The organism is Streptomyces sp. GESEQ-35 (assembly GCF_017948485.1).
In the GTDB taxonomy this organism is placed as follows: Bacteria; Actinomycetota; Actinomycetes; order Streptomycetales; family Streptomycetaceae; genus Streptomyces.
In genome coordinates, this window is the sequence record NZ_JAFFSX010000002.1 from 741683 (window position 1) to 755276 (window position 13594).

At 72.1% G+C, this 13594-nt stretch carries 10 protein-coding genes; 4 read left to right on the forward strand and 6 right to left on the reverse strand.

Annotated features, from left to right (window positions below; all coding sequences use genetic code 11):
• The first annotated feature begins 169 nt into the window (after positions 1–169).
• Positions 170–1039 (forward strand): trans-aconitate 2-methyltransferase, encoded by an 870-nt coding sequence (locus KCH87_RS06785; protein ID WP_210584940.1) that lies wholly within the window; start codon positions 170–172, stop codon positions 1037–1039.
• A gap of 5 nt (positions 1040–1044) precedes the next feature.
• Here KCH87_RS06785 and KCH87_RS06790 read toward each other — a convergent pair whose 3' ends face one another.
• On the reverse strand, positions 1045–2421 hold the full coding sequence (locus KCH87_RS06790) for a glycosyltransferase family 39 protein (RefSeq protein ID WP_308298763.1): 1377 nt from the start codon (positions 2419–2421) through the stop codon (positions 1045–1047).
• Positions 2422–2700: 279 nt separating this feature from the next.
• On the opposite strand from KCH87_RS06790, the gene KCH87_RS06795 reads away from it, so the two are divergent.
• A complete protein-coding gene (locus tag KCH87_RS06795) occupies positions 2701–6078 on the forward strand; it encodes a hypothetical protein (protein WP_210584941.1) in 3378 nt (1125 codons plus the stop codon).
• Between the two features lie 60 nt (positions 6079–6138).
• Complete coding sequence (locus KCH87_RS06800; RefSeq protein WP_210584942.1) at positions 6139–6840, forward strand: SDR family oxidoreductase; 702 nt, start codon at positions 6139–6141, stop codon at positions 6838–6840.
• A gap of 50 nt (positions 6841–6890) precedes the next feature.
• Here the strand turns inward: KCH87_RS06800 and KCH87_RS06805 are convergent, their stop codons facing one another.
• The 4 genes from KCH87_RS06805 to KCH87_RS06820 form a co-directional block, all read right to left on the reverse strand.
• Positions 6891–7721 carry an aldo/keto reductase gene (locus KCH87_RS06805; protein ID WP_308298764.1) on the reverse strand — a complete coding sequence of 277 codons (831 nt, stop codon included), beginning with the start codon at positions 7719–7721 and terminating at the stop codon, positions 6891–6893.
• Positions 7722–7842: 121 nt separating this feature from the next.
• Positions 7843–9669 carry a long-chain fatty acid--CoA ligase gene (locus KCH87_RS06810; protein ID WP_210584943.1) on the reverse strand — a complete coding sequence of 609 codons (1827 nt, stop codon included), beginning with the start codon at positions 9667–9669 and terminating at the stop codon, positions 7843–7845.
• Between the two features lie 226 nt (positions 9670–9895).
• Positions 9896–10369 carry a hypothetical protein gene (locus KCH87_RS06815; RefSeq protein ID WP_308298765.1) on the reverse strand — a complete coding sequence of 158 codons (474 nt, stop codon included), beginning with the start codon at positions 10367–10369 and terminating at the stop codon, positions 9896–9898.
• 12 nt (positions 10370–10381) lie between these two features.
• Positions 10382–11260 (reverse strand): LysR substrate-binding domain-containing protein, encoded by an 879-nt coding sequence (locus KCH87_RS06820; RefSeq protein ID WP_210584944.1) that lies wholly within the window; start codon positions 11258–11260, stop codon positions 10382–10384.
• A gap of 169 nt (positions 11261–11429) precedes the next feature.
• Between KCH87_RS06820 and KCH87_RS06825 the strand changes: the two genes are divergently transcribed.
• The gene (locus tag KCH87_RS06825; RefSeq protein WP_210585025.1) at positions 11430–12434 is read left to right on the forward strand and encodes a bile acid:sodium symporter family protein; all 1005 of its coding nucleotides are present in this window, start codon (positions 11430–11432) and stop codon (positions 12432–12434) included.
• Here the strand turns inward: KCH87_RS06825 and KCH87_RS06830 are convergent.
• Complete coding sequence (locus tag KCH87_RS06830) at positions 12370–13587, reverse strand: DUF4185 domain-containing protein (protein ID WP_210584945.1); 1218 nt, start codon at positions 13585–13587, stop codon at positions 12370–12372. The two genes, KCH87_RS06825 and KCH87_RS06830, sit on opposite strands and share 65 nt — an antisense overlap.
• Positions 13588–13594: the final 7 nt, after the last annotated feature.

A 13594-nucleotide genomic window follows, 5' to 3' on the forward strand; every position in this document is an offset into this window, starting at 1 on the left:
CGCTGTGGCTGGTCGCGCAGTTCCCCGCGCCCCTTCGGGGCGCGGGGATTCGCCGGGGTTTCGCATCTGATTTTCGGCGCCACGACTTTGCTGTAGCGGCAACAGTGATTGCCTGTTCGGGGTGTGTCGGCGCACGCTGTGGCCGTACCCGGACGAGAGGCCAATGACCATGGCGCACGATCACCAGCACGAACACACCGACATCGACTGGGCGGAGATGGCCCCGCTGCTGGAGGCGCAGGCGGAGCTGTACACGCCCCTGCACGAGCACGCGCTCGCCTGGCTGGGCAAGAAACAGACCGAGCCGGGGCTGATCGTCGACGTGGGCAGCGGACCCGGCGTCGTCTCGTGTCTGCTCGCCGATGCCTTCCCCGGCGCCCGGGTCGTCGCCGTCGACGGCTCCGAGCCGCTGCTGGAGCTGGCGCGTGCCCGCGCGGAGCGGCTCGGCGTCGCGGACCGCTTCGGCACCCTCACCGGTGAACTGCCGGACATCATGGGCGACTTGGAATACCCCGCCGATCTGATCTGGGCCAGCCACAGCCTGCACCACCTCGGCGACCAGCGCGCCGGCATCGCGGCCTACGCCGAGCGACTGGTGTCCGGCGGCACGCTCGCACTCGTGGAGGGCGGCCTGCCCACCCGCTTCCTGCCGCGCGACATCGGGATCGGCCGCCCGGGTCTACAGGCACGCCTCGACGCCGTACAGGAGGACTGGTTCGCCGAGATGCGGGCGGCCCTGCCGGGCAGCGTGGCCGTGGCCGAGGACTGGCCGGCACTGCTGACCGCAGCCGGGCTGAAGCCCAGCGGCACCCGCAGCTTCCTCCTCGACCTGCCCGCCCCCACGCCCGACCGGGCACGCACCGTCGCCGCCGCCACCCTCTCCCGCATCCGAGAGAGGTTCGGCGACGACCTCGACGCCACCGACCGCGCCACCCTCGACCGGCTCCTCGACCCGGACGACAAGGCGAGCGTGCACCATCGGACGGACCTGTTCGTGCTGGCGGCCCGCACGGTGCACACGGCCGTCCGGACCGGCTGACCTTCTCAGCAGTGGCCGGGCCGGGCGTAGACCGTGAGCCGCGCCCCCTGGACGTGCCGGGTGCCGCACTCGACGAAGTACGTGGCCAGCACCCGGCGCTTCGCCTCCTCCTGGCCGGTGCGGTCCAGGGGTTGGCCCGCCGGATCGCGCAGGGCGACGAGGCGCGTGGCGTTCAGCAGGCGGGCGCGGACGGCGGAGGCGGGCACCTCGGTGCCGTAGAGCGTGTGCGAGGCGGCCAGTTCGCGGTCCAGGGTGAGATCGGGGAGCGGGCCGGGTTCGGGCAGCGACCACACACGACGTCGTGACGGAAGGTAGACGACTCCGTCGGCGTCGGCTCCGGCGGTGCGCAGGGCCCGCGCTATCGCGGTGACGTCGTCGGTGCGGCTCTCCGGGCTGCGCAGCTGAAGGGCGAGGGGCAGCAGGGCGAGTACGGCGGACCCGGCGGCGACCATGCACAGTGCGCGTGCCCGGGTGTCCAGGAGGCGGTCGAGTGCGGCGCCGACGATGAGCGCGGTGCCTATATGGCCGTAGAGGACGTAGCGGTCGACGTACAGGGGCTTGAGCGGTGTGGCCAGCAGGAGGAGGAGTCCGGGCAGCACGAGCAGGGGCAGGGCCAGGGCGGGGAGCGCGAGGTGTCTGCCGCGGAAGCGGAAGAGGGGGCCCAGCAGCGCCGCACCGGCCACCCCGAGCGCGGTCACCCCGGCGAAGCCGGCGAGCGCGCCCGCCCCGACCCCGCCGATCCACGCCACCTGGTCCGACTGGCCCATGCTCAGCACGGCGAGCGGGGCCAGACAGCCGCAGACGGCGAGCGCCACCCGCAGGCCGGTGCGCCGTGCCGCCCGGGGCAGCGCCACCAGATGCGCGACCAGGGCCAGTACGGCGAACTCGTGCAGCAGACACGCGCCCAGCGAGACGGCACCGTAGCCCGCCCACAGCGCACGCGAGCGTGTCTCCACCGCCCGCACCAGCAGATACGACGCCCAGGCGACCAGCGCGCACACCAGCGCGTACGAACGGCCCTCCTGCGCATAGCGCTGCACCGGCGGCAGCAGCGCGAAGACGACCCCGGCGAGCAGCCCCGCACGTGATCCCGTCAGACGGCGGCCGAGTAACGCCACCGTCCCGCTCGCCGCGGCGGTCGCCAGCACCGAGGGCAGGCGCAGCACGAGCAGCGGGTCCGCGCCGTCGAACACCTCGAAGAGGCCGTGCAGGAGCAGGTAGTACAGCCCGTGCACGGCGTCGGCGTGCGCCAGCGTCGCCCACAGGTCGGGCAGCGAGCGCCGTGCCATGTCGTATGTCACCGCCTCGTCCCGCCACATGCTGCCGCCGCGCCGGATGCCCCACAGGCCGAGGGCGAGGGACAGGGCGGCGGGGCCCCACACCTGCCACCGGCCCCCGCGCGCGGATGCCGGTGCGGGTGGGATCGGGGCGGGTGGCAACCGGACCGTCCGTGCGAGCGGTCCTGGTGAGTGGAGGGTGGCGATGGCTGACTCCGGTGCGTGGTCGAAGGCGCGGGGCCCCGGATGTGGGCACCGCGACGGCGTGCACCGACGAGTTCAGGCGTCGGCGGATTGTTGGGCAGCCCCGAATCGGCGTGCCAATCAATCCGTGTCGGCCGGTTGTTAACGTGTGGGACAGCCGTGAGCGAGGGGGAGACGCGCATGGGACGCCGGGAGAAACCGCTGGATCCGGGGGCGGGGGCCGTGCAGCGGTTCGCGTACGAACTGCGCAAGCTGCGTGACGAGGCGGGCACCCCGACCTACCGCGCGATGGCGCTCGGCGCCGTCTACTCGGCGCCCACCCTCTCGGCCGCGGCGGCCGGCGAACGGCTGCCCACCCTGCCCGTGCTCCTCGCCTACGTCACCGCCTGCGACGGTGACCCCGAGGAGTGGGAGCGCCGATGGCGGGAGGCCGTCGCCGAGTCGGCCGACACCCGGGCCCTCGACGGCCCGGACGACGAGGACAGCCCCTACCCGGGGCTCGCCCGCTTCGAGACGGGCGACGGCGAGCACTTCCACGGCCGGGACGACCTGACCGCCGAACTGGCCCGGCTCACCGCCCGCACGCGATGCGCGGCGGTCGTCGGGGCGTCCGGCAGCGGCAAGTCGTCGCTGCTGCGGGCCGGACTGATACCCGCGCTGCGGGATCCGTCGGCCACGACGGGCACCGCCCTCGCGGCCATCCGCCTGCTCACCCCGGGCCCGCACCCCGCCCGCACCCACGAGGCCCTGTTCACACCGCATGACGCGCCGGGCGACACACTGCTCGTGGTCGACCAGTTCGAGGAGGTCTTCACCCTCTGCGCCGACCCCGCCGAACGGGACCGGTTCCTCGGGCAGTTGCTCACCGCGGCGGACCCGGCGGCCCGGCTGCGTGTGCTGATCGCCGTCCGCGCCGACTTCTACGGCCGCTGCGCCGACCACCGCAGGCTCGCCGAGGCCCTGCGGGACTCCACGCTGCTCGTCGGACCGATGCCGCCGGCCGCGCTGCGGGAAGCCGTGGTGCGACCGGCGACGGCGCGACGGCACGTCGTCGAACGCGCCCTGACCGCACGGATCGTCGCGGACGTCGCCGAGGAACCGGGCGGTCTCCCGCTGATGGCGCACGCCCTGCGCGAGGTCTGGCGCCGCCGCGCCGCCAAGACGCTCACCCTCGCCGCCTACGAGGCCGTCGGCGGTGTCCGGGGCGCCGTCGCGCACACCGCGGAAACCGTCTACACCCGGTGCACGCCCGCCGAGTCGACCGCGCTGCGGGCCCTCCTGCTGCGCCTGGTCAGCCCCGGCGACGGTACCGAGGACACCCGACGGCCCGTCGACCGCGCCGAGTTCGACGCCGACGAGACGACCGCCGGCCTTCTGGAGCACCTGGTGCACCGTCGCCTGCTCACCGTCGACGGGGACACGGTCGACCTCGCGCACGAGGCCCTCATCGGCGCCTGGCCGCGGCTGCGCGCCTGGCTGGACGAGGGCCGCGAACGGCTGCGCCTGCACCGCCGACTCACCGAGGCCGCGCTCACCTGGGACGAGCTGGGCCGGGACGCGGGCGCGCTCTACCGGGGCACCCGGCTGACCCAGGCGCGCGAGACCTTCGGCGACGGTGGCCAGGAGGGCACGGCACAGGGGGAGTTGAACCGGCTCGAACGTGACTTCCTGGCCGCGAGCGTGCACGCCCACGAACGCGGGCGGCGGGCCGCGACCCGTGCCGCCCGCCGGCTGCGGGCCCTCACCGGTGCGCTCGCCGTCCTGCTGTGCCTGGCCGTCGTCGCGGGCGCGGCCGCCTGGCGGCAGAGCGGGGTCAGCGAGCGGCAGCGCGACGAGGCCGAGGCCCGCCAGGCGGCCGCCCTGGCCGCGTCGCTCCGCACCGCCGAGCCGAGCGCCGCGATGCGCCTGGCCGTCGCCGCCTGGCGCACCGCCGACCTGCCCGAGACCCGGCAGGCGCTGCGGACGGCCGCCGCGCAGACCGAGCAGGACGTGTTCACCCAGCCCGAGGAGGGCGGCCGCGCCCTCAACGCGCCCGTCTGGCTCAGCCGGGACGGCCGGATCCTGACCACCGTCGTCCACGACCGGGCCATGCAGTGGGACGTACCCGGACACCGCCTGATCCGCACCGTGAAGCACCGCGGCCTCTCCGAGAACATCGTCGCCGCCTCCGAGGACGGACGGCTGATCGCCTACCGCGCCCCGGAGGGGGACGACGTGATCATCGACTCCCTCGCGGACGGCGGCACATACCGGATCGCGGTCGGTCCGCGGAACAACACCGAGCTCGCGTTCGGGCCGAGCGGGCGCACGCTCCTGGTACGGCGGACGGTGCCGGGCGCGGAGGACGGGCGCGCGGTGCTGGAGGTGTGGGACGTGCGCCGGCAGCATGTGCTGTTCCGGTACGGGCGGGGCAGCGACGACGGCTCGCTCCCCGTGCTGAGCAGCGACGACCGCCACGCCGCCTGGTGCGAGAACGACGGCACCCGGTTACGGGTCCTCGACGGCATCGAGGGCCGCCTGGTCACCGGGGACGTGCCCGGGGCGGCCGAACGGACGCTGTGCCAGGGGGATCTCACGTTCACCTCCGACCAGCGGGCGGTGGCCTCCGGCACCTCCGACGGAATCGTCACCTGGGACTTCCGGGCCGGACGTGAACGCCCGCTGCTGCCGCTCGCGGGCGGCGCACAGGCCGTGGAGTTCTCCGGCGCCTACGCGTTCGCGTGGGGAGGCGACTCCTTCAGCCTGTGGCGTACGGATCTCCCGGCCCCCGAGGGCGACAGCCCGCGCGTGCCGCTCCTCACCCTTTCCGTCGCCGGTTCGTCGATCGGTGACCTGCGGCTGGACCCCGGCCAGGGCGTGGTGCGCTACCGCGAGGGCGGACGGACCAGCGTCGTGCACACCCTCTCGTTGCAGGGACTGACGGGCCCCGGCTGGCGGACCGAGGCAGCGTCGGCACAGCCGCGGCGCCGTGCCGCCGACGACACCGAACTGGTGGCGGTCGACCCCACCGGCCGCACCGCGCTGACCATGGAGGGTAAGCCTGTCGACCCGTCAACGGGCAAGCAGCGCAAGGGAGTCGGAGGCGTCGAAGGCGAGGACCTGCTCACCGCCGGCACCTTCAGCCCGGACGGCCGCTATCTGGCGGTCGCCGATTACCAGGGCCGCCTCACCCTCTGGGACGCGCGCACCTGGCGCAGGATCACCGTCCTGAGAGCCGTCGGCTCCACGCTGTACTCGGTGGCGCCGGCGTTCTCCGCCGACGGTTCGCTCCTCGCGGTCAGCGCGCCCGACGGATCCGTGCAGGTGTGGGAGACGGCCACACCCACCCTGTCCCCGGCCACGCTCCCGGCCGGGGACATCCCGGTGATCGGACTGCGATTCGCCGCAGGGGACGGCCAGTTGCGCATCACCACGCCCCATCTCGCCGACCGCACACGCCCGTTGGCGCCGTCGCGGGCGGCGGCGGAGATCTGCTCCCGCGCGGAGGGCGGCCTGACCGGGACGGAGTGGCACCGCTACTTCCCTTCGGCCGAGTACCGCCGCACCTGCGGTACTTGACTTGAAGAGCGCTCCAAGTGATGGACTCCCCGCAGTTCACCGAAGAAGCAGGGGGAGACCATGACCGACTCACCGGTCGCGCTCATCACGGGTGGTGGCAGCGGCATCGGCGCCGCGGTCGCGCGGCAGCTGCTGGACGCGGGGCACCGGGTTGCCGTCACCGGCCGCGGCGAGGAACGGCTGAGCGGCTTCGCCGACGAACTCGGCAACCCCGAGGGCCTGTTGACGATCACCGGCAACGCGGCCGACTACGACCAGGTGCGCGGGGCCGTCGAGGCCACGCTGAAGGAGTTCGGGCGGCTCGACACGGTCGTCGCCAACGCCGGTTTCGCCACCCACGACTCGGTCGCCGAGGGCGATCCCGCCGGGTGGACCGAGATGGTGCTGACCAATGTGCTCGGCCCGGCGCTGCTCGTCCGCGCGTCCGTCGACGCCCTGAAGGAGACCCGGGGCCGGATTGTGCTGGTCGGGAGCGTCGCCGGGTTCGTGAACACGCCGGGCAACATCTACGGGGCGACGAAATGGGCGGTGACCGGGCTCGCCGAGAACACCCGGCGACAGGTCACCGAGTGGGGCGTCGGCGTGACCCTGATCGCGCCGGGCCGTGTGGAGACGCCGTTCTGGGACGGCTACGGCAGTCTGCCGCCCGGACATCTCCTGACCGCCGACCAGATCGCCGAGTCGGTCGTGTGGGCGATCCGGCAGCCGGCTGGAGTCGACATCAACACCGTGGTCGTACGGCCGATCGGGCAGCCCAACTGACCCTGCGCGGGCGGCCCGTCAACGGGCCGCCCGCCGGGTGCCGCTCAGCTTCACTCGGTCGTGGCCGGGTCCGGACCGATCCGCCGGTCCTCGTTCAGCGCGCTGATCGCCGCCAGGTCCTCGGTGTCCAGGCTGAAGTCGAAGACCTCGATGTTCTCCTTGATCCGGGACGGCGTCACGGACTTGGGGATCACCACGTTGCCGAGCTGGACGTGCCAGCGCAGCACGACCTGAGCCGGGGTGCGGCCGTGCTTCTGCGCGATGGCCACGACCGCCGGAACCTCCAGCAGACCCCTGCCGGAGCCGAGCGGCGACCAGGCCTCGGTGGCGATGCCCTGCTCCGCGTGGTACTCGCGGGAAGCGTGCTGCTGGAGGTGCGGGTGCAGCTCGATCTGGTTGACCGCCGGAATGACCGACGTCTCGCCGATCAGACGCTCCAGGTGCTCGGGCAGGAAGTTGGAGACGCCGATGGCACGGACCCGGCCGTCGGCGAGGAGCTTCTCGAACGCCTTGAAGCTGTCGACGAAGTTGCCCGTGGCCGGTCGTGGCCAGTGGATCAGGTACAGATCCAGGTGGTCCAGGCCGAGCTTGCGCAGGGACTCGTCGAAGGCGCGCAGGGTGGAGTCGTACCCGTGCTCGCTGTTCCAGAGCTTGGTGGTGACGAAGAGGTCCTCGCGGGGTATGTCGGAGGCGGTGATCGCCTTGCCGGTGCCCTCTTCATTGCCGTAGATCGCCGCTGTGTCGATGCTGCGGTACCCGGCCTCCAGCGCCGTCGCGACCGTCTGCTCCGCCTCGTCGTCCGGCACCTGCCAGACGCCGAAGCCCAGCTGGGGCATCTCGACGCCGTTGTTGAGGATGATCGGGGGGACCTTGCTGCTCACGCGCTCTCGATCCTTCGGTTGTCGTCAGGTGGTACTGACATCGTCAACGATCACGAGCCGTGATGCATTCCGGACCAGAGAATCCGCCGGAATGTGTCGTTATCGGTGGTACGGGCCGGTTTCAGGCCCGGTACAGCGCCTCGACCTCGTTGGCGTACGCGTTCTCGATCGCCTTGCGCTTGAGCTTCAGGGACGGCGTCAGCAGCCCGTGCTCCTCGGTGAACGGCTGGGCCAGTATCCGGAACGTACGGATCGACTCGGCCTGCGAGACCAGGGTGTTGGCGGCGACCACGGCGCGCCGTACCTCCGTCTCCAGGTCCGCGTCGCGCACCAGCTGGGCCGGGGACATCTGGGGTTTGCCGCGCATCGTCAGCCAGTGCTCGACGGCCTCCTGGTCGAGGGTGACCAGGGCGGCGACGTACGGGCGGTCGTTGCCGACGACGATGCACTGGGAGACCAGCGGATGGTCCCGTACGCGCTCCTCCAGCAGGCCGGGCGAGACGCTCTTGCCGCCAGAGGTGACCAGGATCTCCTTCTTGCGGCCGGTGATGGTGAGATAGCCGTCCTCGTCGAGAGAGCCCAGGTCGCCGGTGGCGAGCCAGCCGTCGTGCAGGGTCTCGTCGGTGGCCTTCTTGTTGTTGAGGTAGCCCTGGAAGACGTTGGCGCCGTGCAGCCAGATCTCGCCGTCGTCCGCGATGTGCACGGTCATACCGGGGATGGGCTGCCCGACGGTGCCGTAACGGGTGCGCTCGGGCGGGTTGGCGGTGGCGGCCGCCGTCGACTCGGTGAGGCCGTAGCCCTCGTAGATGTGCACGCCCGCGCCCGCGAAGAACAGCCCGAGCCGCCGGTCCATCGCCGAGCCGCCGGTCATCGCGTGCCGGATGCGGCCGCCCATTGCCGTCCGGATCTTGGCGTAGACGAGCTTGTCGAACAGCTGGTGCTGCATGCGCAGTGCTGCCGAGGGGCCGGGCCCGAGGCCCCAGGCCTTGGCCTCCACGGCGTCCGCGTACTTCACGGCGATCTCGACGGCCTTCTCGAAGGGCCCCGCCTTGCCCTCCCGCTGGGCCTTGCGGCGGGAGGCGTTGAAGACCTTCTCGAAGATGTACGGCACGCCGAGGAAGAAGGTCGGCTTGAAGGCGGCCAGGTCGGGAAGGAGGGCGGCCGCGTTCATCTGCGGCTGGTGGCCGAACTTGACCTTGCCACGGATCGCGGCCACCTGCACCATCCGCCCGAAGACATGCGCGAGCGGCAGGAACAGCAGGGTGGCCGCCTCGTCGCCCTTCTTGGAGTGGAACACCGACTCCCAGCGCTCGATGACCGTGTCCGCCTCGTACATGAAGTTGCCGTGCGTGATGACACAGCCCTTGGGGCGGCCCGTCGTCCCCGAGGTGTAGATGATCGTGGCGACCGAGTCGGGGGTGACCGCCTGCCGGTGCCGGTGCACGATCTCGTCCTCGATGTGGGCGCCGGCGTCGTACAGCTCCTGCACGGCCCCGGCGTCGAGCTGCCACAGCTGACGCAGTTGCGGCAGCCGGTCGATGACGGTGGCGATCGTCATCGCGTGGTCCTCGTGCTCCACGATCGCGGCCGTGCACTCGGCGTCGTACAGCGCCCAGAAGCACTGCTCGGCCGAGGACGTGGGATAGACCGGCACCACCTGGGCGCCGATCGTCCACAACGCGAAGTCGAAGAGCGTCCACTCGTAACGCGTGGGGGACATGATCGCGACCCGGTCGCCGAACCGGATGCCTCGGGCAAGCAAACCCTTGGCGAGAGCCAGTACTTCGTCACGGAACTCGGCGGCGGTGACATCCCGCCACCGGCCCTGCTCGTCCTTGCGGCCGAGCGCGATGTACAGCGGGTCCTCCTGGGCGTGCTGAAACACGACATCGGCCAGTCCGCCCACCGGCGGTGCCAACGCCAACGGAGGGTTGGTGAACTCGCGCAAACCCCGCTCCCCGCTCCTGGTGACGCTCCGCAGGCCGTGAAAGCTACCCCACCCGGGAGCGGGGCGGGAGGGGGGTCGAAACGGAGCAACATTCAGATACGCCCTGGTCGGTGTCCGAAAATGCGCTCACATAGGGAAGGGTCGGACACTTTCCTTACGGTTGAGTAAGTTTCGGTGCCGTAATCTCCACGGAATCTGTACGGCACGATTACGGCATTGGGCGACGTCAGCTCCGGTGTGCGGCCTGCTCTTCTGTCAGCGTCGGCGCGGGCGTATTCGTCACTCCGCCCGGTGTCCTGACCAGGGCGAGGACGAGCACTCCGGCCGCCATCGCCGCGCAACCGGCCACCCCCGCCGCCGAGTTGAGCACCTCGGCGAACCCCTCGTGCAGGGTGTGCCCGGGGAAGGCGCCGTACAGCGCTCCGGCGCCGCCGCCCGCGATACCGGGCGACACCAGACCCGTACCGACGCCCACGAGGATCAGCCCGGGGGTCAGGGCGCCCGCCGTAGCCCGCCCCGATGGTGATCCGCGTCGGCACGCCGTGCAGCAGCCGCGCACCGGGCTCATCCCGAGCAGGGTCTGTAGCCAGATCGACGTGTACACCATGACACCGAAGGCCGCGGCGTTGAAGGCGAGCGCACCCGCCATGACCCCGGAGAACGCCGGCTTCAGGAACAGCCTGAGATCCAGCCGGGTCATGCAGCTGACGTATCAGAAGCCCTTCCGCTGACGCCGGTGCAGTCGGTCGCCGCCCCCCAGGATCGCCGCGGCGAGGGCGTCGGCCGCGCCGTGGGCGGAGGTGCGGTGACGGCCGTGGACCAGGACGAAGTCGACCTGGCCCAGTTCCGGCAGGCCCGCCCGCTCCGGTACGGGGACCAGGCCCGGCGGGATCAGGCCGCGGGAGTGCGCCATCACACCGAGACCCGCGCGGGCCGCCGCGACGAGGCCGTTGAGGCTGCCGCTGGTGCAGGCGATGCGCCATTCGCGGCCCTGCCGCTCCAGGGCCTCCAGGGCCAGGGCGCGTGTGATGCCGGGCGGCGGGTACACGATCAGCGGGACCGGGCGCTCCGGGTCCAGTCGCAGGCGTTCCGCGCCGATCCACACCAGGTCGTCGTGCCAGACGAGTTCGCCGCGCGGGTCCTCGGGGCGTCGTTTCGCCAGGACCAGATCCAGCTTCCCGGCGGTCAGCTGCTCGTGCAGGGTGCCGGAGAGCTCGACGGTCAGCTCCAGGTCGACTTCCGGGTGGTCGTGGCGGAAGCCCTCGAGGATCTCCGGCAGCCGGGTCAGCACGAAGTCCTCGGAGGCGCCGAAGCGGAGCCGGCCGCGCACCCGGGTGCCCGTGAAGAACGCCGTCGCCTGCTCGTGCACCTCGAGGATCCGGCGCGCGAAGCCGAGCATCGCCTCGCCGTCCTCGGTCAGCTCCACGGAGTGGGTGTCGCGGGTGAACAGCTGCCGTCCGGCGGCGTCCTCCAGCCGCCGTACGTGCTGGCTGACCGTCGACTGGCGCAGCCCGAGCCGCCGGGCGGCCTGCGTGAAGCTCAGGGTCTGCGCCACCGCGAGGAAGGTGCGCAGATGGGAGGGGTCGTACACGGGACACACGGTACCGCGTTATCGCGAAACGCAATGACAGTCAGAGCGGTATGACGGATTCCCGATCAGCTCGCGGAGGAGGACGATGGAGCGGGGACCTGTTGGCCCCGTACCGCCCGAGAGAAAGAGTCAGTTGAGCACCGTGAAACGCCTGAGTTGGCCGAGTTGGATGCCGATCGACCCCTACATCCTGCTACTGCTCGGGACAGTCGGGCTCGCCGCTCTCCTCCCGGCGCGCGGGACGGGCGCCGACGTCGCCTCGGGTGCCTCCACGGCCGCGATCGCCTTCCTCTTCTTCCTGTACGGGGCCCGGCTGTCGACGCGCGAGGCGCTGGACGGGCTCAAGCACTGGCGGCTCCATGTCACGGTCCTGGCGTGCACCTTCATGATCTTCCCGTTGCTCGGTCTGGCGGCCCGCGGGTTCGTCCCGGTGCTGCTGTCGGACCCCCTCTATCAGGGCCTGCTCTTCCTCACGCTCGTCCCGTCGACCATCCAGTCGTCGATCGCGTTCACCTCGATGGCCCGGGGCAATGTGCCCGCCGCGATCTGCGCGGGCTCCTTCTCCTCGCTCGTCGGCATCGTGATCACCCCGCTTCTCGCGGCCTCGCTGCTGGGCAGCAGCGGCGGCTTCTCCGCGGACTCACTGATCAAGATCGTGCTCCAGCTCCTGGTGCCGTTCCTCGCAGGGCAGGTCCTGCGGCGCTGGATCGGGGGGTTCGTCGCCCGGCACAAGAGGGTGCTCGGGCTCGTCGACCGCGGGTCGATCCTCCTGGTCGTCTACACGGCGTTCAGCGAGGGCATGGTGCAGGGCATCTGGCATCAGGTGAGCCCGGCCCGGCTGGCCGGTCTGCTCGTCGTCGAGGCCCTGCTGCTCGCCGTGATGCTCGCCCTGACCTGGTACGGCGCCAAGGCGCTGCGCTTCGACCGCGGGGACCGGATCGCGATCCAGTTCGCCGGGTCGAAGAAGTCCCTCGCCTCCGGACTGCCCATGGCGAGCGTCCTGTTCGGTGCGCATGCCTCGCTTGCGGTGCTGCCGCTGATGCTCTTCCACCAGATGCAGCTGATGGTGTGCGCGGTGATCGCCAAGCGCCGGTCGCACGACAAGGTGCTCAGTCCGCCGGTGCCAGCCGAAGAGTCACGAATCGCGGTCGGTACAGGGAGACGTTCCGGCTGAGCTGAGCTGCCGCGCCGCCGCTCGGGTCGAGCCAGTTGACGTCGTAGCTGAGCACCAGCCGCCCGTCACCGCTCAGTTCGGTGTGGGCCTGCGGGTTGTAGGCGGCGACCTGGCCGTCGGGCAGTGAGGGGCTGAAGTCCCGGGTCGGCCCGTGCCAGGGCCCGGTGGGGGAGCAGGCCCAGTACGACGTGACGGTGGTCAGACCCTTGGCGCCCGCCGCCATGGTGAACAGGACGTACGTCCCGTCCGCGCGCACCACCGAGAACGCGCTGCCCACCCCGTCGCCCAGCACCGTGCGCGGGACGGCACCGGCCGCCCACTCGGACCCGTTCCAGTACTGCCAGGCGCCCGGCTCGGCGAGCCTGCCCGCGGGCACCCGCGCCACATACGCCGACGAGGCGGGGCGGGACGCCGCCTGGCCGTCGTCGCCGCCGAAGACGTACGTCCAGCCGTCCTCCTGGACCAGCGTCGTGCCGAACAGGACCCGCCGGGAGGGATCGGGGACCAACCGCTGGTCGAGCACCGGGACGACCGACTCGACCCGCAGGTCGGGCAGGGACAGCGTGGCGACCTCGGTGGCGGTGGGCACGCCGTAGATCCAGGGTGACTGGCCCGCCGTCCGCACCCACAGCAGCACCCGGACGACCTGCTCCGACGAGCCGGGCGAGCGGGGCTCGACCTGCGCGGCGACCGGCCACCGCCACTCGTTCGGGGCCGGATCGGGGAAGAGGGGCGCGGGGAGGGTGCTCTGGAGCCGCCCGCCACGCATCACCACCGCCGAGTTGCGGACCAGCGGCGCCGTCGTGTCGCGCCAGGCGTACGACTCGCCGACCGGGTTGGGCGGCGCGTACACCCGACCGAGATAGGTGTCCGAGAACAGCCACAGCAGCCGGCCGTCCGGCAGCCGCACCGAGTGGGTGCCGTCGCCGCCGGTCCAGTCGTCCGCGCGGGTCGCGTCGTCGCCGTAGCGGGCGAACTCGCCGGTGAGCCGCCGGTCCGCCGACCAGGAACCCACCGCCCGGGACGGGCACGCGCCGCCGCCCTCCCGGTCGCCGTCCGGGAGGGCGGTGAGCAGTACGGCCGCGAGCACCAGGGCCAGCAACAGGCCGAGCCCGGTCCCCGTCCGCTGTCGCGCTCGTACGTCGTCGGGCACGCCCCGC